The following is a 25,078-nucleotide window of genomic DNA, read 5'->3' as shown; positions in this document are numbered from 1 at the left end:
CACTAAAAAAATAAAAATGAAAAAAAGGAGAGCGAAACTAAAACGCAACGTTCACCCCCAACGTCAGCGTTCTTTTTTCATAATCTCCCAAGGCGGTGCTTCTCCCCTCCAGGATATCCTGTTGGCTCAGAAATGCCGGGCCGAGGTTCGACCGATTCTCCTGCCATCGATAATCGATGAAGAGATTCGTGCTCTCGCTCCAGGTATAAAGAAGCCCCACGCTGTAGGAGAGCAGGGTGTTCTGTCGGAGTCGGCCTTCCGGGTCCAGGGCGTCGGGATGGAGAAAGTTTTGTAAGAAAACAGCCGCCGATCCCCGGAATTGAAGATCGGGGCGAAGCCATCTTCGGTATCCGAGTTGAAGGCGATGGCCTTGGTAGCTGTTGTCTGGAGAGCCCGGGCTCTGTCGGTCGTTAAAGGTATAGGAGAGGTCGGCTTCATCCTGCCAGCCGAAAGCCTGGGTTGCCGACAACGTCCCCCGATGTTCTTTTGCATCGAGCTCGTCGTTGTGGCGAAAATAGAAGTCGCTGAATCCATATTCGAGAGAGAGAATAGTGGGAATTGTTCCAAAGCGACTCATGGAGGCGGTTCCCTGAGAAAGGAGAAGCCCCACGCCGCCGTTTTTGGCGAAGCTGGCTTGGAAGCGTCCGGTCATTCCGTAGGAGAAGGAGGTGCTCGGCCGATGTTGGAATCCCAAGGAGAGGCCATGATTGCTGAAGTAGATCGAACTGCGGTAGTAAAAGGTCGTATCCTGCTGATAGGAAAAAGGAATTTGAAATTGTGGGGACCGGACCAAATAATAAGCCAGATTCACCGAAAGACTGGTAAAGGTCTCATCCTGCGGCGGAGGGAAGAAATCCTGGGGCGGCGGGCCGAGGTTAAAGTTGCTGTCCAGCCCGGCGGCATATCCGACATTTCCGAAAAAGCGCCTCTCAAGCCTCAGGACGTTTGCCTCGATCTCCTTGACCTCTATCGGGTGTGGATCAGGCGCCACCTCCAGAAGCGATTTGTAGAAGGTGAGGGCTTTATCGTTCTCCTCTTGCCATTCATAAAGGTAGCCAAGGCGGGCGTAAGGAGGGAGGTAGCGGCGATCGAGATCGATCGCCGCCTTGTACGCCGCGACCGGTTCTTTCAAAAGACGCGGCTCCTTCTTCACCCGCTCCGCATTTTCCCGATTCAATCCCCCTTCGCCGAAATTGAGATGCTCATAAAAGAGGCCGAGATTGTAATGATAACGCGCCTCGTCGGGGCGAAGGGCGACAGCTTGCTTAAAGTCCCAGAGCGCGAGTTGAAGCCTCGCCGGGTCGGGTCGTTCGACATCGGCAGCCGGCTGGGCCGTCCCGATCCCGGAAGCGATCTCAGAGAGCTTGTTTAAAACCGCGAGCCCCCGTTTCTCATGGCGCTCGGCCTCTCTCAGCCGTTTGAGATTTTCGGTAACGGCGGCAAGCCGAGCCGACGCTTCTTTGTATTCCGGCGCGTCGCCTCGCTCTTTCTGTCGCAGGAGGCGTCGATAGGTCCGGGCGGCGGCCGGCAGCATCCCTCTCGTTTCTTGGATGAAACCGAGCCGAAGAAGGGCGCCCAAGTGGAGCGGATCGGCGTCGAGAATCTTCATGAAAACGCCGGTCGCCTCGGGCAACTTACCCTCTATCGCATAAACGATCCCGAGGGAGTAGAGGATCGAGAGGTTGTCTTTCTCTTCGTTAGACGCGGCTTCGAAAAGAGAGATCGCATTTTCGTTCTCCCCCTTGGCGAGGGCCTCTTGTGCTTGATTAAAGAGGGCGCGCGTTTTCGCGCGGGCGTCTTCCATTTTCTGTTGAGCGGCTCCCTTTTCTTTTTGGATTTCCTCGCGCGAGGTTCCGATCGACGTTAAGCCTGGATCAGAGAGGCTGAGAAGCCGATCGAGGGCATCGAGCGCTTTTGCGTGACGTCCTTGTTGAGCGTAAAGCCGGGAGAGCGCCCGCCAGGCCGGATAGAGGCCGGGGTGGAGTTCGACGGCCTCTTCAAAGGCGGCGATCGCTTTTTCTCTTTCCCCCTTTTTCTCGTAAACCTCTCCGAGAGCATGGTGAATGAGCGGGCTCCCGGGCGAGAGGCGCGATGCCTGCTCCAGCGAAATCTGGGCTTCGTCCAGCTCTCCGCTCGCTTTCTTCTGGAGCCCGTCCCGATAAGGTGGGGCCGCTTCGATGGGGGCCTTGAGCATCTCAAATTCCGTCTGGAGGAGTCCGGCCTGGGCTTCCAGATAGAAGAGGCCTTCCTGGCCATTTGGGGAAAGGGAAAGGGTCTTGACGTAGGCGGCCAAAGAATCCTTGAAGGCGCGCTCTGCGCGGAGGGCTTTTCCGAGGAGGAGATGGAGAGTGCGGGAGTCCGGCTCAAGAAGAAGCGCTTCGTTGACCGCTTGAACGACCAGATCGGGCCGATCGGTCTTGTCGTAGAAGCGCGCCAGATTGTGATGGACGACCGGAAGCCCGGGATCGATGTCCGCGGCAGCCTGGAAGTGCTGCAGCGCCTCTCCCCATTTTCCCTCTTGGGTGAGGAGTTCTCCTTTTCGGGTCAGCTCCTGAATCTCTTTTCGATCCAGCAGGAGAAAAAGCGCCTCCTTGGCGGATCGAATTTCCGGGAGGGTCTCGTCGTGATTTAAGAGAAGGAGGGCTTCATACTCTTTGATCGCCTCATCGGTTTTTCCGATCTGGTCGTAGAGTTTCGCCAGGGAGAGATGGGGCTGAAGGGCGGTGGAATCGATCTGAATCGCTTCCCGATAGACCTCTTCCGCCTTGGTTGGATTTCCAAGTTGAGAAGCCAGGCTCCCCATAAAGAGTCGAATCGAGAGGCTCTTTGGAAGAAGCTCAGCCGCTTTCTGATAAAGAGCCCACGCCCCCTTCGCATTCCCCTCATTGAGCCGGGCTTCCGCTTGAGCGACCCACGTCTGAACCTGCCTTGCGATCTCCGGTGTGTCCCCCAGCTCTTTCAGGTGCTGTTCGGCCTCACGCGCTTCCGAGGATGCCGCCGGGCCGCGCTCAATGACTTTCTGATAAGCCGCGACGGCTTCATCCATCTTCCTTTGTTTCTCTAAGATTTGGCCGAGGTGGAGCCAGGCGGAAATATGCGCAGGCGATAATGCGACCGTCTTTCTGAAAAGCTCCTCGGCCTGTTCGATCTCTCCCTGATTTCTGTATACGAGACCGAGGCCGAAATATCCTCCGGGGTAGGTCGATGCCTTTTGGATCACCGCCTCGAAAGCGGTTTTTGCCTCTTCCAATCGGTTTGATTGAACATAGACCCGTCCAAGGTATTCGTGGGGAAGAACCAGCGTAGGATCTTCTCGAAGGATCTCCAAAAATTGCGTCTCCGCTTCATCGATTTTTCCTTGTTGAAACAAGACGACCCCTTTGTCGAATCGTTTCTTTAGTTCGGGGGAAGCGGCCAGTGCGCTTGAATGATTGATCAGATAGAAAAAAAGAAGAAAAACAGAGCAGAGAATCGAAAGGAATCCTCTGTAGGAGGATAAGAGTTTTTCGGGTCCGAACCGGAAAGAGCGGGAAGTGCGGGAAGATAGTAAAAAATTAATTTGCATTCAAAAAAAAGAGTCTCTTTGTTTCATAATCACCTGCCGTCCATAGCAACCTCTCCAAGAGGATCTTCTCCTGGGGGATGGTCCCCCCAGGAGAAGAGGTGTTCATTAGAAAAATACCGGGAACTCGTCGGGGTTGGTTGGTGAAATGTTCAACCCCGGCGTTTGGAAGGCTCTCTCCGTTGGGAAATTGCTTCCGGTGAATGGAGACTCGCCCGGAGCCGGGAAGGCATTCCAGGACTGGGCATACGGGAACGGCACCGTGACATTTAATGTAAACGGTGTCGCCGTGGGAATCCCGCTGTCGCCGGTTTGCGTCAACTGCATCCCGGCGGTCATGTTGACCGGACCGTCAAAAGCAAATTGGTCCGGATCGGCCGACGCGGTGAATGTCGGAGCGGTATCGGTCTCAGTGAAAGAGACTGTGAGACCCCCTGCATCGTTGATGACCTGAACGATCTGCTGATCGATCGACGCTTCCATCGTGGCAGGATTCAGGGTAAAAGTGATATGTCCCGCCGCATGGAACGGATCGGTTGCGGCGGTTCCCAAACCCAGGTCGATGTTGGAGTTAATAAGGCCGGTGAGGGTATTGACTTCCCCCGCTGCCCCGCCAAAATCAGGCGCGGTTTGCGGGTCCGAACCCCCATTGGTGCCGCAGAGGAGTCCACAGCCAAAATCGGCATCGGCCCAAACAATTTTGTTAGGATTCCCTGTGAAAGAGCCGGGCATCCCAACCGCCTTGACGTAGTTGTCCAAGGTGCATACCCTCGACGCATCGCAGGTAGGGGCGGTGGTCGATTGCATGACCGTCCCAAGCTGCGCCGGTGTAATGACAAACCCGAACGTCGGCGACCCAACCGTGGTGCTGGTGGTGTTGGTCTGGATGTTCTGACCAAACGCCGCTCCGGCCAGGAGGAAAACCCCCAGCGTCCCGAGCGTCATAAGTTGTTTGATTCTCATACACCCTCCTTGTTGATGTTGCTTTAGGTGTTGCTTTTGCTGCCTCACTTCCCGGCAGCCCACTCCGATCCATGATGGACCGGAGAAGCCGTATGAACTCTCCGACTACTGATGCAAATTCGTTCCGCTGAATCCGTTTACGCTGTCGAATTGAATCGTTCCCTGTGTGACGACGCCGTCGATTTCTTGGGTGAATGTTCCGGTCGCGCTTCCGATGAGGTTGCCGTCCGGGTCGGTTAATGAATTGATCGAGAAAAGAATTGAAAACTGTTGGCCCCCGATCTCCGAGGTGCCGGGCGTCGGCCCGACGGTTTGGCTGATCCGGGAGGTAAAGGTATTGCTCCGGCCGTTCGCCATCGGAAGGGAAGACATTTCGTTTTCGGCCGAAAGGGTCATGTTGCTTTCGGTGAGATCGAACGGGGTCGAATGAAAAAGCGGGGTCCCGCTGTCGCCTGCAGGAATCCCGACGCCGAATTGATTGTTCGGGGGAAGCGCGCTTGCAATAATACTTGGAAGTTCGGCAGCCCTGGGATCTCCTTGGAATAGAGGGGTCGAGGTGTCGGGAAAAACGGTGCTTGGATCATGATTCGGGATGGAAGCGCAGGCGGCGCAACCGAGCACCGGATTATTGAGAAGGTTGGTGTTGGTCGAAGTAATGGTAAAAGTGGCCGTATTTTGGGCCGCGACCTCCCAGGGGAAAAACAAAGGCCCCATCATCCAAAATCCTCCGAAAAGGACGATTAATGCCTGCCGGGATAACCACCTGAATAGACCGCTTCGTCTCATAAAATTACCGCAGATAAAAAAGCCGCCATAGAAATTCCCTTTGGCGGCTCGGGAGAAGTGAATCGTTAATTGTTAAACGTGAATCGTTAAACGTAAAACCCGACGGGTGGCCGCCCCATTTTCTAGGCCGGCTGTTCCCGAATAACGAATAGCCTTTAACGAATAACGCTCACCTTGCAACCCACTGCCTTCGTGGTCACGATTCCCTTGGAAATCTCCCTGGTGGTCGATGCCGCCCTTCGATTATATATTGATGGGCTATTAAAAATCATCAAAAATAAAAATGGATTCCGATCATTCCTTCCACGCCGTCCAATTCGAGCGGCAGGTGTTTCACATCCGATCGGATTTCACATGTTGGAACCCCTCCCCGTTGGACCTCTCCGTATGTAACGACCTCTCCCTCTTGGGGGCGCGGTTGAAGATCAGGCTCGCCGGGTTGGCATCCCGTTTGTGACTCCAATGGAGGATCGGCCGAGAATCCCGAGGGGAAGAATCGCCTGATTTTCAGCCTGGAAATCTTCCCTACTATATAGCTGGTTCGGAATGAAATTGCAATCCAATTTTTCAAAAAATAGGCGCCGCCGAATCCCCATCGGCTTGTGAATCCCCACCCCTCCGCTTCCATTGAGCTGGCGACCGGAAAGGGCTCGCGAGTCGGAATCACTTTCAGTAAAGTATCGATCGTCATCTGACCATAAGCAAGACCGACCAATCCAATATCGATAAAAACCCGACTTTTTTCCTCCACAATCGGGATGTGATAACGCCAGCCTAACCAGAGATTCGTGACGGAAACGTTATATCGACTCGTCCGTGGCACCAGGGTAAAAGATTCATCGGTCGCAGCACTGATGGTTGGAACGATATCGTTCCCTGTTGTCTCTCCATCCCAAATGTTCAGGGTTGCCACAAAGGCGTGCCGGCGATTGACCTCCCGCACCAGCTCAACACCGAAGGCCCGGTCGGCCTCGAAAGAGGGAACCTCCAGGTTCCTCACCGCCGGAGTAAATTCCTCATTCGGCTGAAGTTGGTGATTCGGATCTTGAAGAATCGCCGAGCTGCGCTCATTTAAAATTCTGTTTAGCGTTCTTAGCGACGGCTTATAAACCCCTCCGAGGATCCCGACTTCCCATCTTCCTTCTTCTTCGGCGGCGAAGCTTTTTCCAATTCCGGCCAGGAGAAGAAAAAAAATAAGTCCGTATTTTAGAATCTGGAACGTAATAGATTAACTTTCCGAATTAATGACGGAACAGAGGACCGCGATTCATTCGTTTGTCTATTCGGGTAACGATTGAACAGCGCCCAACAATAATTAATGATTAATAACCAACTCGCTTTTTTTTATGAGAGTTTGGGAGGTTATTACTAGTTTATGAAAATATAGGTAATTGTCTTCTTTGTCAAGCATTTTATATCTTTCTTAGCAGGGTCTTTGCGACCATTTGAGTAGGGAATATGCTTCATTTTAAACAGGAAAGAACATTTTTCTTGACATGCTTTTCTGAGATATGTTAATGAAGCCCGAGTAAGAGTATTCCCGTTCGTGAAATCCCAACCTTAGATTCTGAATGTCGGTTAGAGAGTTCCAGTGATGGAGACTTGGGCTGGCCGGTTTCAGTCATTCCGTTTCGATTCAAGATGTCGCCGTAAGTTTGTCTTGTGTGCGACTGATAGTCGTTCCTCTCTAGATCTAGACCCAGAGATTTTTTAGTCTCTGGGTTTTTTGTTTTCCCGTATTTGAAATAAGTCAGTGATTTAGATTCTGGATGTGTCGAGGATCAGCGAAGTAGGCCTGTTTGGATCTCACCCACTCATTCAAAAGGAGCCCTTCCATGCGATCTGTTCGCGTCTTTGCTTGGACCCTTTTACTAGCGATTATTCTCTTCTCCAATCTGAGCTACGCCCAATCCGATGGTGGCAGCCAGAAGCCGGGCTTAATGGGAGGCGGTGGCGGCGGTGGGGCCAGTGCGGGTGGAGCAAGCGGCGGCGGAACCGCGCTCCCCGACCTCTTCACCGGGACCATGAGCCACTCGATTCCGATTGAAGTGCCGCCCGGTCGAAAGGGAATGGATCCAGGGTTGGAGCTGACCTATCGAAGCGGGGGAGGGGACAGCTGGGTGGGGCTTGGCTGGGACTTAGAGGCTGGCGCGATTGAGCGCGGGACGAAGTGGGGCGTTTGTTACACCTGTGATGATTATCTCTTTCGGATGGGCTCTACCATCGATCTGGTCAATATTGCCCCCAGTGAGTATCGGGCCAAAGTTGAAGGCGCCTTCAGCCGGATTCGGAAGATTACGGGAACCGATGGTCGGCCTGCTTGGCAAGTGACCGATCGGAGCGGCACCAATTATTTCTTTGGACGCAGCTCCGTTTCCCGGCAGGACAATCCTGCAAACCTGGACGAGATTTTTAAATGGTTGCTGGAGCGGGTGGAAGATACCGACGGCAATTACATGACCTTCACCTATGCTAAGGAACTAAATCAGATTTATTTAGATCGAGTTGATTATGCAGGTAACGTCGCCGGGATTACTCCAAATATTTATGTCAAGTTCTATCGTGCGTCGATTTTTGATGTTCCCGTCCCGGCCATGTATACCACAGTCTTCGAAGTTCGAACAGCCCGTCGGCTTAAGACAATTGACGTGGTGGCCAATGGTGCCCGTGTGAGGACCTATAAGCTGTCTTATCGTCCTGGGGGAAGTCAAAGTACATTGCGATCGCTCTTGGATAGCGTCCAACAATTCGGCAAGGATGCGACACTGGATGCAAGCGGAACCATCACAAACGAGGGAACTGCATCCAAGCTTCCTGCGAGTACGTTTACTTACGCATCGGACGGCTCTTTTTCAATTTTTACCGATGGGAGTGAGTGGCGGAGCGGGTGGTGCAACGGTGGGGGAGCACAATTTGGAACAGGGGACTTTAATGGCGACGCTAATCTTGATATCTGGTGCCATGATCGCGCGTTAGGCAATTCGGTGATCGAGCAGAACTGGACGCCTTCCGATACGCCTCTCTATGGAGGATCTGGCTATACTTGGGCCGGTGATTTCAATGGGGACGGTTTATCGGATATTGCCTCTGCAAATGGCGGGAATATTTATGTGAAGCGGTCGACGGGGTCCGGGTTTATAGAGGAGGGCTGGTGGACCTCCTCCACACCACACTGGGGAAGCACCGCAGCGGTCTGGCCGGGTGATTTCAATGGAGACGGGCTGACCGATATCGCTACATACAATGATGGCAAAATGTGGCTCAAGCGTTCCACCGGCTCCAGCTTTGTTGAGGAGCCCTGGGGAGATGACACAGACAACTGGGGAGGCGATAGCTATCGCTGGGTGGGTGATTTCAACGGGGATGGGCGTCAGGATATCGCCACTGCGGATGGTGGAACGATCTGGGTGAAGCGTTCCATCGGCCTCGCCTTTGTCGAGGAGGAATGGACGACCTCTGCCCCAAACTGGGGAGGAGGCGCATATACTCGGGTGGGTGATTTCAACGGGGATGGGCTTCAGGATATTGCGACTGCCGAAGGCGGAACGATCTGGGTAAAGCGCTCCACCGGCTCCAGCTTCGTTCAGGAGACTTGGACGACCTCTGCCCCCAACTGGGGGGGAAGCAGTTTTACCTGGGTGGGTGATTTCAATGGGGATGGGCTTCAGGATATTGCGACTGCCGAAGGCGGAACGATCTGGGTGAAGCGCTCCACCGGCTCAAGTTTTGTCCAGGAGACCTGGACAACCTCTGCAACCTGGAACGGTTCAAATCGAGCCTGGGCCGCGGATTTTAACCGAGACGGGCTGACCGACATTCTCTCAAACGCTGGGGGTGAAATGCGCATAAAGCGTTCCACCGGCTCCAGCTTTGTCGAGGAGTTTTTTGGAGACGACTATAACTGGGGAGATGATTCATATAATCGGCTAGGGGATTTTAACGGAGATGGCCTGCCCGATATTTTTATCCGGGAGAGTGGCGGGGTCATTTTGGTAAAGCTGACTGTTACTGGCAGTGGGGGTGGCGACGTCAGAGTGGCTCTCTCGAATGGTAATGGCGCATTCACCGACATTACGGTTAATCCTTGGCGAAGCAACTGGTGCAGAGCTGCGGGTGCCATGTTCGGGACAGGAGATTTTAATGCGGATGGGAAAACCGACATCTTCTGCCACGATCGACCTTCAGCGACAAGTATAACCAGGAACACGATGGTGGCCCTTTCGGATGGCGACGGCGCCTTCTATGATGTGACGGTGAATCCTTGGAGGACCAACTGGTGTAGTGCGGGTGCCATGTTCGGGACAGGAGATTTTAATGCGGATGGGATGACTGACATCTTCTGCAAAAGTCCTCAGAACAACACTCCTGGTACAACGTCAATTGCGCTCTCGAATGGTGCAGGAGCCTTTACTGATGGAAGTGAATGGCTTTCAAACTGGTGCGGTGAGGCTAATAGAACATTTGGAACAGGGGACTTCAACGGAGATGGAAGGGCCGATCTCTACTGTACGACTATTCCGAAAGGGGGCACAGGCGTATTTATAGCGCTTGCAAATATTTCGACGAACGGAGTAGGCTCGTTTATACCTCAAAATCAACTCGATATGACTTTGTGCTGGGGACCCGGTGCGAGGTTTGGTACGGGAGACTTCAACGGGGATGGAAAGACTGACATCTTTTGTCATCAGACGGCTGTGTCCCAACCACTGCTTGTGTTTCTAAGTTTTGTCAGACGCACCTATGTTTCTCTTTCCACTGGAAATGGTCAGTTTACAGCAGCGGCCAACTGGAAAACGAATTGGTGTCTTGAAGTCGGTAATACAATTGGGACAGGGGACTTCAACGGGGATGGAAAAACCGATCTCTACTGTCACTCCCCTCAAAACAACACGCCTGGTAAAACCCTGGTTTCACTTTCACGAGGAACGGCTTTTGATAGCGGAAATGACTGGCGCCCAGGTTGGTGCGGTCATGGCGGCGCCGTCTTCGGGGCGGGGGATTTCAATGGAGACGGAAGAACAGACGTTTTCTGCCATGACACCCTCGCGAGCTCTGCAGGGAAAACATGGATCGCCCGGGCGGGATCGACGGGTATTTTAACCGATTTGCTTGTCTCCATTTCAAACGGCATCGGGGGAACCTCTACCATTGGCTATACCCCTTCTTCACGATTTTTGACCAAACAGCTCCCCTTTCCTGTTCATGTCGTTTCCTCTGTCACAACCAATAGCGGGATTATCAGTGCAACCACAAACTACTCCTATACGGAAGGTTATTACTATTTCCTAGAGCGGGACTTCCGCGGATTTCATCGCGTGACCGTTACGGGCCCACTCGGCCCGAACGGTGAGCGAAGTGTCACTGAAACGGCATTCCACCAAGGAAGTGACATCGGATTTGGTCAAAATGAGCCGAACGTTACGGTCGGATACATGAAAGGGAAGCCCTATCAAGTGCTGGTGAAGAATGGAGCGGGACAGCTCTTCTCGGAGGTCCAGACTAACTATCTTTCTGATAATACGGAGCCGTACTTCAATCCCCCGACACAGGTCGACACTATTCTCTGCGACGGCGATGGGGTCTGCGGCAGTCGGACTCGCAGCCTCTTCAATTATGATAGCTATGGGAATCTGACGCGGGAAGAGCATCAAGGGGAGATCGTCGGTGGAAATAACACGAGTGATGACCGGATCGTCACCCGTGACTTCTCTCCAAATACCGGGGAGCCTTGGATCATTGGTTTACCCTATAGAGAGAGGGTGTCGACCTTCGCCGGCTCAGTGAAGTCCTCGACTGATTTCTATTATGATGGTGTCTCCAGCGGGACAGCCGGCTGTCAGCAAGCGTCGGCCAACACCCTACCTCAGAAAGGAAACCTGACTCGCATTGTCCGCTGGCTTGACGGGGGAAGCAGTCCCGAGACACGGATGTCCTATGATTCTTATGGGAACCTTGTCTGTACCCGGAATGCCAATGGGCATACCACCACGATTTCTCATGACGGATCGTTTACTTTTCCGAAAGTCACAACAAACCCCCTCGGCCACCAGACCACGACACAATATTATGGCATTGATGGTGTTGCGACGGACACTGGCCTGTATGGCCAGGTGAAGAGCGTCACCGATAATGCAAACAACGTCACGACCACAACGACTTATGATCCGTTGGGACGCAGAGCCGGTCTGATTCCACCCAGTCCAGATGCACCGACGAGTTGGTCTTATAATAGCTTCGGCACCCTCGGCCAGCAGAACGTCCAGTCGACCACCGCGGGGCTCTCCACCTGGACCTACTTTGACGGTTTCGGCCGAACCACCCTGGAGAAGCGGACCGGACCGGATGGGAAAAATATTGCCACACAAACCATCTACAATAATACCGGAACAGTAAAGCAAATCTCTCTTCCCTACTTCGATGGGACGGGAACACCGATCTGGAAAACCTTTATCTACGATCCAATGGGCCGGATGACTCAAGCGACGAACCCCGACGGGAGCCGCGTTCTTCAATGTTACAACGAGGGAGTGGCGGTCGCGATCGATGCGAGCAATCACCGGAAGCGGGAGGTCCGCGATGCCTTCGGCCGACTCGTTCAGGTGAACGAATATCAAAGCACCTTTACCATCTGCACCACCGATGTCGGCACCCCCTATGCGACGACGACTTATCAATACGATCTATTGGGAAGCCTCGTCAAAGTAACCGACGCCAAGGGCAACCAGACCACGATGCGCTACGACACCTTGGGGCGAAAGATCGCCATGTCCGACCCCGATATGGGCCGCTGCGGGGATTTGGTCACCCTCACCCCTTCTGCCTCTTATCCCTGGTACGCGACCCCCTGCTGGAACTATCGGTACGATGCCATTGGAAACCTGCTTCAGCAGAGCGATGCAAAGGGACAGACCCTTCACTTCCAGTACGATGCGGTCAACCGCTTGCTTCAGAAGGATTACACAACCCTCAAAACGCTTGGCAGCGGGGATGTTGTTTATCGTTACGACAATACAACCGTCGGAACGTATCGAATGGGACGCCTGTGGCAGGTGACTGATTCCTCCGGTATTGCGACCTTCACCTACGACAAACTGGGACGGCAGACACAGACTGATAAAACTATTATCTCAAGCGATCCGGTGTGGACGACTCAAACAGTCGACAGCGGGGGCAATACGGGTCAGCATACCTCAATTGCTGTAGATGCCAGCGGCAATCAACACATTAGCTACTACGATGCGACCAACCAAGACCTCAAATATGCCAAATGGACCGGCAGTAGCTGGAGCATCCAGACTGTGGAGAGTGCGGGCAATGTCGGTCTGATCACCTCCATTGCCCTCGATAGTGCGGGTAATCCTCATATCAGCTATGCCGGTGGCGGACTACTAAAATATGCGAAATGGACGGGAGGCAGTTGGTCGATCCAAACCGTAGATCCTTCAATTATCTCCTCTTCTTATTCCACTTCTTTGGCTCTGGATAGTGCTGGACAACCTCACATTGCATACATGAAGCCTAACGCAGTCGGAAATCCCCGTTTATACTACGCCAAGTGGACCGGATCGAGCTGGTCTATTCAAGAGCCAAATACCACAGTAAGTAGTGTTACAGGCGCGTCATTGGCGTTGGATAGCTCAGCCAATCCCCACATCGCCTATGCTGACTCAGGGGTTATCAAATATACAAAATGGACGGGCAGTGCTTGGACAACGCAGAACGTTGACACTACCGGAAGCACGGCCAACCCCTCGCTCGGGTTGGACGGAGCCGGGATTCCCCATATTGGCTACGGACGCGTGACAGTCCTCAAATATGCTAAATGGAATGGCAGTGCCTGGGCACTTCAGACCGTAGCCAGCGACTGGGGCAACTCTAAAACATCCACTGTTTTAGATGGGTCGGGGAATCCCCATATCGGCTACTATGCCACGAATGGCGATTTAAAATATGCCAAGTGGACAGGTACTGTTTGGGCGATTCAGGCAGCGGATATTTCTGGGGATGTAGGGCAATATCCATCGCTTCGTTTTGATCCGACCGGAAATCCTCAAATCAGCTATTATGACGCGACGAATCAAGATCTCAAGTTCGCAAAATTTGCCCCAGGAACCGCAGTCTATACCACCCAGACTGGGTATGATCCTCTGGGAAGAGTCTCTTCCGTCAGCTATCCGGATGGCAGCTCTGTCCAGTATGCCTATAATGGTCCTCTGCTCGATCGCGCTTTTGAGGGAACCACGAACTATGCCCAGTATACCGGCTACAACGCTCTAGGACAGCCGACGAGGCTGACGTTGGGGAATGGGGTGACGACCGATTACCAGTACAAGCCGAATAATTTCCGAATCCACTCGATCTTCACCACCCATGCGGCGACCAGTCAATGTTTCCAAAGCCTGCTTTATAATTATGACTCCGTGGCAAACGTCACAGACATCATCGATTATCGCAATCCGACCACCGGGGTCTGCGGCAGCGTTTCGGAGACAAACACGCAAAACTTCGGATATGATGGTTTAAACCGTCTGACCGCGGCAACGGGGCCCTATGGTGCCTTCAGCTATGCGTATAATGAAATCGGCAACATGACCTCCAACTCCCAGGTGGGAAGCTATACCTATCCGACAAGTGGTCCCACGAGCGTTCGTCCTCATGCGGTGGCCCAGGCGGGAGCGAACACCTATGGATATGATGCCAACGGCAACATGACCGCCGGGGCGGGCCGGACGATCACCTATGACATTGAGAACCGGCCGATTCAGGTTATCTCAGGTGGGGTGACGACCACCTTCATCTATGATGGAGACGGAGGTCGCGTGAAGAAAACGGCGGGCGGGATCACCACCGTCTACATCGGCAAACTCTATGAGTGCACCGGGAGCACCTGCAGCAAATATATCTTTGCGGGAAGCCAGCGGGTCGCGCTCAAGCCGGTTGGCTCCAGCGAGGTTTACTACTATCAACCGGATCATTTGGGAAGCAGCAATGTCGTCACTAATCAGGCCGGCACCAAATTACAAGAGCTGACCTATTATCCTTATGGTCAGACGCGGACGAATACCGGCTCCATCAATGTGAATCATAAATACACTTCCCAGGAACTGGATAGCTCAACGGGACTTTACTTCTATAATGCGAGGTACTATGATCCAGTATTGGGAAGGTTCATTAGCCCAGATACCATAGTGCCAGGCAGGAGAAATCCACAGAACCTTAATCGTTATTCCTATGTGAGTAACAACCCAATCAACTATACAGATCCTTCAGGACATTGGAAGCTCAGAAATTTTCTTAAATCTGTTGGTAATGTTGCTGCCTGGGTTGCAGCGCCGAATTTGATGGCACAACGTACAATATTTCTTGCGCTTCCTCAGACGTATCAGACAAGAGTCATCCAAATTAGTAGTGTTGCAGGCAGTATTGCCTGTCCAGCATGCGCTCCTGCTATAGCTGCCGCAAGTGCTATGGTTCTCGCAGATATGAATGGCGGTACAACACGAGATATGATCAAGGCTGGTGCGATTGGTGCTGGAGTTGGGTATGTTGCTGGGACTGCTGGGAGCTATGTGAGTACTTCTGGTGGAGCCTCTGGAGCCATCGCTGGTGGGGCCGCCAGCGGGTACATTTCAGGGGCTGGGACAACACTAGCGTATGGGGGAAGTTGGCAGCAAGCTTATCGTGCAGGTTACCAAGGAGCTGCTATCGGCGCAGCAAGCGCAGCAATAATGTATTATGCAGAGTCCGCTTTAACTGTGGCGAATACGCAGCCGACTCCTGATACGATACAGGGAAAGTGCCATCTGGACTACAATTGCGGTCTTCGGTTAGGTTCAAAACCTCCGACCGCCACGTTTTCAGAATATGATGAAGGAACGGGCCTAAGCTTCTTTGAGATTAACCTCAACGGGGCATCTCCAGAAACAGGTGCTGCCTTCTTCTCGGAATCTGGCTATTCATGTGTAGGAATTGTATGTAATCCAGGGATCGGAGCCCAACAAGGAACAGCATTTTCCTTCGTCCGCGGTCCAAACACATTCACGGTAGGGATTTCCACAACTTATGGCAGCGGAGGGAATCTGGAATTGGCAGCTCCGTGGGTTCCAAATCAATCTGGAGGTTGGACCATTGAATTTCCTCTCCCATAGATTTTATTAGTAGGTGTATTTGTGAAGGATATAAAAACAAAACTTATAGTTGTTTTCACGACGATATTGTTGTGCTCTACTGATATCCATAGTCAGCAAGCAGAGGAATTGACTGCGGGGGAAGTTATCAAGCGTGCTATTAATGTTGTGCAAATGATCAATATACAGAGTCGTTCGAGTGAAAAACATAAGAGGGAAATTCTAAAAGAGATTGCTGTAGTGCAAGCCAAAGCAGGGGATCGAACCGGCTCAAAAAAAATATTCGGCGATTTAATAGATGCCATATACACTTCGGGAAATAAGAAAGATTATCCCGGTGAAGGCAAGAACAAGAAAATGGATTCAAGAATTCTTGACGCCGAGGACAAAAGTGATGCTGAGGACGCGAGAAACAGAGGTAATTTTGTTTTGAAAATTGAGAGTCTAGAAGCAATAGCAATTGCTCAAATACGGGCAGGATTTATACTAGACGCGAAACAGACATTTGGTCGCATGATTCAAATTGCGACCCTTATTCCAAATGATGATCGCACAGACGGTAGAGCCTACATCCTGAGCCGGATTGCCGCTGCTCAAGCTAAAAGTGGAAACAATGAATGGGCCAGTGAGACGATTCAGATGGTTTTACAAGTCATTGATTCCGCCAAAACTCATTCAGGAGGTTCTCCGGAACCCTTTAAAATATTTCTCAAAATGGATCTCACCAGAACTCAGTTAGAGATCGGGGAGCATCTAGCGGCTATTTCCGCCATCCAGGAGGCCATCCAGTTAGCCTCCAATCTAAAGGATGCTAAGGTGAAGGCATTTGCTTTAAGGGATATTGCCATGGCTCAATCAAGGATAGGAGATAGGAATGGAGCGGTTGCGACTATTCAAAAAATGATTGATACGAGACGTACCATTCAAGATGAAGAGCCCAATCGAATTCTAATGTTTAACTTAAATGACATTGCACATATTGCAGAAAGCGCAGCTGAGTTTAACAGAAGAGAAGATACCGAAAATATCATCAATATGATAATCCGAATAATGGAAGCTAACGAAGATGAAGAGGAAGCTAAATCTCCTGCTTGGAGAATTATTGGAGAAGTCCGTGCTCGACTAGGGGATGTAGAAGGCGCACTTGAAGCGGAGAAACGGATTGTCTCTCCGATATACAGAGGGACGGTTCTGCCGGCTATTGTTGAAGCAGAAATAGAAGCAGGTAACTTCAAGGAAGCGCGTCAGCTTGCAAATATGTCCTTGCAACGTGATATCCTTCTTAAAGACATTGCCATTTCCCAAGCCAGAAGTGGAGATATTAAAGAAGCACTATCCACCGTGGATTCTATCTGTTGTAAAGCTGGGACGCTCATTGCCAGAAGCGAGGCTTTCCGAGCGATTGCAACAGCACGAATTATTTCTGGAGAAAAAAAAGAAACTCTAATATGGGCAGAGAACCAACCCTCGCCGGAAGAAAAAGCATACACACTATTAGGTCTAGCTGAGGGTTTATTAAACAAACCGATGAATAGTTTCACTCATTAAACGGTAAAAACTTGCGTGTGATGCTTTTAGTGCTATAGTTACTTCTGTTTCGGCTGAAAATCAAGCCAATTCATTGACTTTTCTCTGCCTTCTATGGTAGCGTGGAGCACCAATTTTGTGGACGCTCCATGATAACCCCATCGTTTGATCTTTTCTGCCAGAAGTCCAAAGAAGGTAATCTCATCCCGGTTTACCGAGAGATCCTGGCCGACACAGAAACACCCGTTTCCGCCTTCTTAAAGATTGCGACGTCGGATTACGCCTATCTTCTGGAAAGCGTCGAAGGGGGAGAGAAATGGGGGAGATATTCCTTCCTTGGGGTCGATCCCGCCACCCTCATCCAAGCCAAAGGCGATCGGGTCGAAGTGATCCGGGATGGAAAGGCGACGCAGATCGCCGCCGATGGCAATCCGTTGTTTGTATTGGAAAAGCTTCTCTCAGAATATAAGCCGGTGGAGGTGGAGGGGCTCCCCCGCTTTTTCGGCGGGGCGGTCGGCTATATCGGTTACGATATGGTCCGTTTTTTCGAGCCGGTCGAATTTAAAACGGCCGACCGGCCGAATCCGGACCTCTTTTTCCTCCTCACCGACACCCTTCTCATCTTCGACAATGTCAAACATCGAATCAAGGTCGTCTCGAATGCATTGATCGAGGACGGAAATCTGAAAGAAACCTATCAGAAGGCGGTCGAGAAAATTGATGCGCTGATTGCGCGCCTTCGACGCCCGTTGAACCAGGATACGGCGTCCCCATCGAAGGGGAGAAAGGCGACCGCCCCGAAATCGAATTTTACACGGGAGGAGTTCAAGAAAGCGGTCCTCGCCGCCAAGGAGTACATCAAGGCGGGGGATATCTTCCAGGTGCAGATCTCGCAGCGCTTCTCAACGCCGATTTCCAGCGATCCCTTTATGGTTTACCGCGCGCTGCGGAGCATCAACCCTTCGCCCTATATGTTTTTTCTGAAATTCGGTCAGCTTCACCTGGTCGGGACTTCTCCGGAGGTGCTGGTCCGGTTGGAAGGAAGACAGGCCGAAACCCGCCCCATCGCCGGGACCCGCCCTCGGGGAAGATCTTCCCAGGAAGATCAGGCGATGGAAAAGGAGCTTTTGGCCGATCCGAAAGAGCGGGCGGAGCATGTGATGCTGATCGACCTCGGCCGGAACGATCTCGGCCGGGTCTGCGATCATGGCACCGTCAAGGTTGATGAAATGATGGTGATCGAACGGTATTCCCACGTCATGCATATCGTCTCGAACGTCGTCGGTCAATTGACCGAGGGGAAAGACGCCTTCGATCTTCTGCAAGCATCCTTTCCCGCCGGGACGGTCACCGGGGCGCCGAAGATCCGGGCGATGGAGATTATCGACGAGCTCGAACCGGATGGCCGCGGCCTCTATGCCGGGGCGGTCGGCTACTTCAGCTTTCAGGGAAACATGGATACCTGCATTACGATTCGAACGATTATTATCAACGGCAACCAGGCGACCGTTCAGGCGGCGGCCGGGATCGTCGCCGACTCCGACCCCGACCGGGAGTATGAGGAGACGGTCAACAAAGCCAAAGCGATGCTGACCGCCATTCAGATGGCGGAGCAGGGACTCGAGTGAACAACGTTAAACGTGTGGCTCGAACTTATTTACGATTAACGAATAACGGATAACGATGCTTTTGATTCTAGACAATTACGATTCATTCACCTACAACCTGGTCCAGTACCTGGGGGAACTGGGGGCGGAGATGGCGGTCCATCGAAACGACCGGATCACGCTCCAAGAGATTGAAAAAATGCAGCCGTCGAAGATCGTCATCTCTCCCGGGCCTTGCACGCCGAAAGAGGCGGGGATCTCGGTCGATCTGATCCGGAAGTTCGGCTCGCAGATTCCGATCCTCGGCGTCTGCCTCGGCCATCAGGCGATCGGCGAGGCGTTCGGGGGTGAGATCATCCGCGCCCCGCGGTTGATGCATGGAAAGACCTCCATGATCGAGCATGACGGCCGGGGCGTTTACCGCGGCCTTCCGAATCCGTTCGAGGCGACACGTTATCACTCCCTCATCATCCGCCGGGAGAGCATGCCGGAGGTCCTGGAGATCACCGCCTGGACCAAAGAAGGAGAGATCATGGGGGTTCGGCATAAAACGTTTCCGATTGAAGGGGTCCAATTCCACCCGGAATCGATTCTCACCAAGGTTGGGAAGGATCTATTGAAAAATTTTTTGGAGAGCGCCGCGGCTCCGGTAAGAGGATAAGGGAGAAGCATGATTAAAGAAGCGATTGCCAAAGTGGTCGAAAGGATTGACCTGAAAGAGGAAGAAGCGGAGCAGGTCATGCGGGAGATCATGGAAGGAAAGGCGACGCCGGCACAGATCGCCTCCTACATCACCGCCCTCCGAATGAAAGGGGAATCGGTCGCCGAGATCACCGGATCGGCCAAGGTGATGCGGGAGAAAGCGGTTCGCGTCCGGGTCAGCGATCCGATGGTGGTCGATACCTGCGGAACCGGCGGAGATCGGCTTCACACGTTCAACATCTCGACGACCGTCGCCTTCGTCGTGGCCGGCTGCGGGGTCACCGTCGCCAAACATGGCAATCGATCGGTCTCCAGCTCCTGCGGAAGCGCCGACGTCTTAAAGACGCTGGGAATTCAAATCGATCTTCCCCCCGAGCGGGTCGAGGCATGCATCAACGATATCGGCATCGGCTTTCTCTTTGCCCCGCTCTTTCACGGCGCCATGAAACATGCCGTCGCCCCCCGGCAGGAGACCGGCATCCGGACCATCTTTAACATCTTGGGACCGCTGACTAATCCGGCCGGGGCGACCGTCCAGGTCCTTGGGGTCTTCTCCTCCATCTACACCGAGCTGATGGCGCAGGTGCTCCTCAATCTCGGATCGCGCCACTGCTTCGTTGTCCACGGCTCCGACGGTCTGGATGAGATTACCATCACCAGTAAGAGCCGTATCTCCGAGGGAAAGGGGGGCCGTGTTCTGACCTATCCGCTGGAGCCGAAAGACTTTCAGCTTCCGGCTGGGACGCTGAAGGATCTCGCCGGAGGCAACGCCGAGGTCAATGCAGCCATCCTCCTCGATATCCTCAAAGGGGAGAAGGGGCCGAAGCGGGATGTGGTTTTGATGAATGCCGCCCCGGCGCTCGTCGCCGTCGGAAAGGCAAAGACACTCCAGGAGGGGGTCCATCTGGCGGAGGAATCGATCGACTCCGGAAGGGCGATGGGCAAGCTGGAAGCCTTGAAGGAGATGACCAATAAGTAAGGAGTAAGTAGTTGGCTCCTTACACTTCACCCCTCACTTATTCTATGACTTTCCTAGACGACATTCTTAAAGTCAAACGCGAGTCGGTTCAGCGCCGAAAGGGGCGGAGCGCGCTTCAAGAGCTCCGGTCGCGGATTGCCGATGCGGAGCCGACCCGTCGATTTCAGAAGGCGCTTCGAGAACGCCAAGAGGGGGCTCCCCGGCTGATCGCCGAGATCAAGAAGGCCTCTCCTTCGAAAGGGATCATTCGGGAAAAGTTCCAGCCGGTGGAGATCGCCCGGATCTACGAGGGAGAAGGGGCCGCCGCCGTTTCCGTCTTGACGGAAGAGCACTTTTTCCTCGGCAAGCCTTCTTATCTAAAGGAAGTGCGGTCGGCGATCGCGCTTCCCTTGCTGAAAAAAGATTTCATCCTCGATGAATTTCAAGTGTATGAAGCGCGCGCCTGGGGAGCCGACGCGCTCCTCCTGATCGCCGCCTTGTTGGAACGCCAACAGGCGATCGACTATTTCCATCTGGCGCGGGAACTCTCGCTCGATACCCTTGTGGAAATTCATGATGAGAAGGAACTGGAGCAGGTGGTCGATTGGGCGCCGGCCATCGGGATCAACAATCGGGATCTGCGCACCTTCAAGACCGATCTGGAAACGACCTTCCGCCTTCTCCACAAGATCCCATCCTCGGTTCGGAAGGATCGGATTGTGATCAGCGAGAGCGGGATTCACTCTCGAAAAGAGGTGGAGCGGCTCTACGATGCCGGGGTCGAGGCGATGCTGATCGGAGAAACGTTCATGGCAGCTGAGAAGATGGCGGACAAAATGAAGGAATTGTTGGGAAGATAGGGGGCCGGCCTGAAGGTCAAGATCTGCGGGATTACCAATCTGGAAGATGCGATGATGGCGGCGGAGTATGGGGCCGATGCGATCGGATTCATCTTCGCCCCGGAGAGTCCGCGATTCACCCCGCCGGAGACGGTCCGAAAAATTATCTCCTCCTTGCCGGTCTTCGTAACCACTGTCGGTGTCTTTACCTCCGGGGAGGAGAAAGATTTCAGGCGGGCGGTTGAAGAGTGCGGACTCGACCTGATTCAATTTCATGGTTCTTTTTCACCCGAGACGATCCGGCCGTTTGCATCGCGGGCGATCAAGGTGATCCGCGTCCGGGATGAGGGGAGTCTCGATGAGATATCGTCCCCTCCCGCACGCGCCGTTCTGCTCGACACGTACCACGATCAACAACTCGGCGGAAGTGGCGCTACATTTGATTGGAAGATTGCGGCGAAGGCAGCACGACTCGGAAGGGTTCTCCTTGCCGGCGGTCTGACGCCGGAAAATGTCGAGGCGGCGATTGCGACGGTCCGTCCCTACGGTGTCGATGTGAGCAGCGGGGTGGAGATCGAGACAGGGGGCCGGGGGTCGGGGGTCGGGGGTAGGAGAAAGAAAGATCACGTGAAGATGAAACGATTTATCGAAGCGGCGAAGCGGGCGGGGGAGAAGTATGCTGTTACCGAATAAAAAAGGGCGGTTCGGTCCCTACGGCGGGAGGTATGTTCCCGAAACGTTGATGCCGGCGCTCGAGGAGTTGGAAGCCGCGTATCAGGCCGTCCGCCGCGACCCGACGTTTAAGAAAGCGCTGGCCGATGCGCTGAAGAATTACGTCGGCCGGCCGACCCCGCTCTATTTTGCGCGGCGTCTCTCGGAGCGGCTCGGCGGCGCCAAAGTCTATCTGAAACGGGAAGACCTCTGCCATACCGGGGCTCATAAGATCAACAATACGATGGGCCAGATCCTCCTGACACAGAAAATGGGGAAGAAGCGGGTCATCGCCGAGACCGGCGCCGGGCAGCATGGGGTGGCGGTGGCGACGGTGGCGGCGCGCGCGGGACTGGCCTGCGAGGTCTATATGGGGACCGAGGATATGGAGCGGCAGGCGCTGAACGTCATCCGGATGCGTCTCCTGGGGGCGAAGGTGACCGGCGTCGACGCCGGAAGCCGGACCCTGAAGGATGCAATCAACGAAGCGCTACGCGATTGGACCACGCATATCCGAACGACCCACTACATCCTCGGCTCGGTCCTGGGGCCGCATCCCTTCCCGATGATGATCCGCGACTTCCAGTCGGTCATCGGGCAGGAGGCGCGCCAGCAGATCTTGCGGGCGGAGGGACGGCTTCCCGACGCCCTGATCGCCTGCGTCGGCGGGGGGAGCAATGCCATCGGTCTTTTTTACCCGTTTCTCTCGGATAAATCGGTTCGAATGGTCGGCGTCGAGGCGGGAGGACGCGGCATCGCCCCCGGGCAGCACGCGGCGAGGTTTGCGTCCGGCTCGGTCGGCGTTCTCCATGGGACGATGACCTACCTGCTCCAAGATCCGAGCGGACAGATCCAGACGACCCATTCGGTTTCGGCCGGTTTGGACTACGCGGCGGTCGGCCCGGAGCATAGCTACTACCGGGATATGAAGCGGATCGATTATACTTATGTGACCGATGACGAGGCGCTGGCGGCCTTTAAGCTCCTTGCGGAGACCGAGGGGATTTTGCCGGCGCTCGAGTCGGCCCACGCGATCGCCCACCTGGTGAAGCTTGCGCCGACATTGGGCAAAGATCAGTTGATCATCGTCAACCTCTCCGGACGGGGTGATAAAGATGTGAATCAACTCTCCCAAATGGAAGCATTCGCGTCCATGATCGGGGAGAGGAAGTAAAGCGGGGAGGGATCATGCCTGCAACGACGAAAAAGAGAGCGAAGGGGGGCGGAGGAAAAAAGCGCAAAAAGCCCGTGGTTCAGGTGCACGCAGAGATCGGCTTAAAAAATAAGATCGCCGCCCAAAAAGCGCGGCTCGAGATCCTGGAGACAATGGAGGAGATCGGCCGGCTTCTGAACTCCACACTCGACGATCGGGAGGTTCGTAGGCGCGCCATGGAATCGGCGACCCGCTTGATGCGGTCGGAGGTCGGATCTTTATTGTTGATCGACCCCGAAACGGAGGAGCTTTTTTTCGAAGTGGCCCTCGGAGAGAAGGGGGAAAAGGTCCGCGAGATCCGCCTACAGCCGGGGGAGGGGATCGCCGGCTGGGTCGCGCAAACGGGGGAGCCGCAAATTGTGAACGATACCCGGGCGAACCCCCGTTTCTTCAAGAGCGCGGATGAGAAGAGCGGTTTCGTGACCCGCAATATGATCTGCGTTCCGGTGAAGATTCGCGAGAAGATTGTCGGCGTCCTCCAAGCGATCAACAAAAAGCGGGGAAAATTTACCGAGATCGATCTGGAGGGATTCAAATCGTTGGCCGACCAGGTCGCCATCGCCATTGAAAATGCCGGTTTGTACAAAGAGTTGAAAGAGACCTTTTTGAGCACGGCCGCGGCGCTCGGGGACGCCATCGAGGCGAAAGATGCCTACACCGGCGGCCACACGAAGCGGGTATTGGAATACAGCATGGTCGTCGGAAAACGGCTGGGACTTTCCCCGGAAGAGTTGGATCAGTTGAAACTCGCGGCGGCGCTTCATGACATCGGGAAGATCGGGATTGAAGATCGGATTCTAGGAAAACCGAGCCGTCTCGAGCCGGAGGAGGCCCGGATGATGGAGAATCACACCGTGATCGGGGCGAAGATCGTCGAAAATATCCGGCCGCTCCGCGCGATTGTCCCCGGCATCCGCCACCATCATGAGAAGTATGATGGAAAGGGGTATCCCGATGCGTTGAAGGGAGGGGGGATTCCGGTCATGGCCCGGATTATCTCGGTCAGCGATACGTTCGATGCGATCACCTCCGACCGTCCCTACCGAAAAGGGCTTCATTCGGAGATTGCCCTCCAAGAGCTGCGGCGACATGCCGGAACGCAATTCGATCCGAAGGTCGTTGATACCTTTATCGCGGCCTTCGAGAACGGAGAGATCGAGCCGATCCTCCATCGAAATCGGCGGACGATCGCCGGTCCTTCCACCCCTCCTTCAGAAGAAAAGAGCCCCCGATGAGCCGGATCGAGTCTACGATTAAAAATATAACGGCCCGAGGCGAAAAGGCGCTGATCGCCTACGTGATGGCCGGCGATCCGACCCTTTCCGAAACGGCGCAAATCGTTTTGGAGATGGAAAAAGCGGGAGCCGACCTGATTGAACTAGGGGTCCCCTTTTCCGACCCGGTTGCCGACGGTCCCACCATCCAGAAAGCATCGGAGCGGGCGCTGCGGCAGGGGGTGACGCTGCGTGGCGTTTTGGATCTGGTCACCCTGCTTCGCCGGCAGACGAAAATCCCGCTGATTTTGATGACCTATTCCAATCCGATCTATGCCTTCGGCCTTGCCGCTTTCTTCAAAGAGGCGAAAGGAGCCGGCGTCGACGGTTTGATCGTTCCCGACCTTCCTCGTGAAGAGGCGAAGGAATTCTTGTCTCTCGCGAAGCGCCACCTGATCGATTTGATTTTCCTGGTGGCGCCGACCACGCCGGCCGAGCGGGCGGAGCGGATCGTCAAAGACAGCGGCGGGTTTGTTTATTACGTCTCCCTCACCGGTATCACCGGCGCCGCTCTCACTGAGAAGGAGTCGATCCGCGCTCGGATACTGAAGTTGAAGTCGATGACCGACCGCCCGGTCGCCGTCGGCTTCGGCATCTCGACCCCGGAAGAGGCGAAAGAAATGGGACAAGCGGCCGATGGGATCATCGTCGGCAGCGCCTTGGTCAAGATCATCGAAACCGCCCAGAACGACCCCGCGTATCTCTCCCGGCTCTCGGGACTCGTCTCCTCATTGAAAGCCGCGATCCGCTCCTGACCTCTCTATATAGTAGATAACATTATGCCGGTTTCAGGTCCAACCGGTATTCCT

14 protein-coding genes are annotated in these 25,078 nt (G+C 54.0%); 10 read left to right on the top strand and 4 right to left on the bottom strand.

Annotated features, from left to right (window positions below):
- Positions 1-37 precede the first annotated feature (37 nt).
- The 4 genes from MNODULE_RS12860 to MNODULE_RS12845 all read right to left on the bottom strand — a co-directional run bounded on the left by MNODULE_RS12860 (position 38) and on the right by MNODULE_RS12845 (position 6,311).
- On the bottom strand, positions 38-3,565 hold the full coding sequence (locus MNODULE_RS12860; RefSeq protein ID WP_272953261.1) for a tetratricopeptide repeat protein: 3,528 nt from the start codon (positions 3,563-3,565) through the stop codon (positions 38-40).
- 105 nt (positions 3,566-3,670) lie between these two features.
- Positions 3,671-4,525, bottom strand: coding sequence for a hypothetical protein (locus tag MNODULE_RS12855; protein WP_168060400.1), 855 nt, complete (start codon positions 4,523-4,525; stop codon positions 3,671-3,673).
- A 105-nt stretch (positions 4,526-4,630) separates the two neighbouring features.
- Positions 4,631-5,242, bottom strand: a complete 612-nt coding sequence (locus MNODULE_RS12850; protein WP_168060398.1) for a hypothetical protein — start codon at positions 5,240-5,242, stop codon at positions 4,631-4,633.
- 340 nt (positions 5,243-5,582) lie between these two features.
- Positions 5,583-6,311 (bottom strand): hypothetical protein, encoded by a 729-nt coding sequence (locus tag MNODULE_RS12845; RefSeq protein ID WP_168060396.1) that lies wholly within the window; start codon positions 6,309-6,311, stop codon positions 5,583-5,585.
- Between the two features lie 835 nt (positions 6,312-7,146).
- Between MNODULE_RS12845 and MNODULE_RS12840 the strand changes: the two genes are divergently transcribed.
- The 10 genes from MNODULE_RS12840 to trpA all read left to right on the top strand — a co-directional run bounded on the left by MNODULE_RS12840 (position 7,147) and on the right by trpA (position 25,024).
- Positions 7,147-15,459, top strand: coding sequence for an FG-GAP-like repeat-containing protein (locus MNODULE_RS12840; protein WP_168060394.1), 8,313 nt, complete (start codon positions 7,147-7,149; stop codon positions 15,457-15,459).
- 21 nt (positions 15,460-15,480) lie between these two features.
- Positions 15,481-16,986, top strand: coding sequence for a hypothetical protein (locus tag MNODULE_RS12835; protein ID WP_168060392.1), 1,506 nt, complete (start codon positions 15,481-15,483; stop codon positions 16,984-16,986).
- 128 nt (positions 16,987-17,114) lie between these two features.
- Positions 17,115-18,593 (top strand): anthranilate synthase component I, encoded by a 1,479-nt coding sequence (gene trpE, locus MNODULE_RS12830; RefSeq protein ID WP_168060390.1) that lies wholly within the window; start codon positions 17,115-17,117, stop codon positions 18,591-18,593.
- A gap of 55 nt (positions 18,594-18,648) precedes the next feature.
- Positions 18,649-19,233: an anthranilate synthase component II gene (locus MNODULE_RS12825; RefSeq protein WP_168060386.1), complete on the top strand. Its 585-nt coding sequence runs from the start codon at positions 18,649-18,651 to the stop codon at positions 19,231-19,233.
- Positions 19,234-19,242: 9 nt separating this feature from the next.
- Positions 19,243-20,253: an anthranilate phosphoribosyltransferase gene (gene trpD, locus MNODULE_RS12820; protein ID WP_168060383.1), complete on the top strand. Its 1,011-nt coding sequence runs from the start codon at positions 19,243-19,245 to the stop codon at positions 20,251-20,253.
- A gap of 11 nt (positions 20,254-20,264) precedes the next feature.
- The gene (gene trpC, locus MNODULE_RS12815) at positions 20,265-21,092 is read left to right on the top strand and encodes an indole-3-glycerol phosphate synthase TrpC (RefSeq protein ID WP_202882202.1); all 828 of its coding nucleotides are present in this window, start codon (positions 20,265-20,267) and stop codon (positions 21,090-21,092) included.
- Between the two features lie 9 nt (positions 21,093-21,101).
- The gene (locus tag MNODULE_RS12810; RefSeq protein WP_272953278.1) at positions 21,102-21,764 is read left to right on the top strand and encodes a phosphoribosylanthranilate isomerase; all 663 of its coding nucleotides are present in this window, start codon (positions 21,102-21,104) and stop codon (positions 21,762-21,764) included.
- The gene (gene trpB, locus MNODULE_RS12805) at positions 21,748-22,956 is read left to right on the top strand and encodes a tryptophan synthase subunit beta (protein ID WP_168060379.1); all 1,209 of its coding nucleotides are present in this window, start codon (positions 21,748-21,750) and stop codon (positions 22,954-22,956) included. The genes MNODULE_RS12810 and trpB overlap by 17 nt, the downstream gene beginning before the upstream one ends.
- Positions 22,957-22,970: 14 nt before the next feature.
- Positions 22,971-24,230: a GAF and HD-GYP domain-containing protein gene (locus MNODULE_RS12800; protein WP_168060377.1), complete on the top strand. Its 1,260-nt coding sequence runs from the start codon at positions 22,971-22,973 to the stop codon at positions 24,228-24,230.
- The gene (gene trpA / locus MNODULE_RS12795) at positions 24,227-25,024 is read left to right on the top strand and encodes a tryptophan synthase subunit alpha (protein WP_168060375.1); all 798 of its coding nucleotides are present in this window, start codon (positions 24,227-24,229) and stop codon (positions 25,022-25,024) included. The genes MNODULE_RS12800 and trpA overlap by 4 nt, the downstream gene beginning before the upstream one ends.
- Positions 25,025-25,078: the final 54 nt, after the last annotated feature.

Source organism: Candidatus Manganitrophus noduliformans, assembly GCF_012184425.1.
Classification (GTDB): Bacteria; Nitrospirota; Nitrospiria; order SBBL01; family Manganitrophaceae; genus Manganitrophus; species Manganitrophus noduliformans.
The sequence above is the reverse complement of the archived record's forward strand: the minus strand, read 5'-3'. Positions and strand labels throughout refer to the sequence as shown.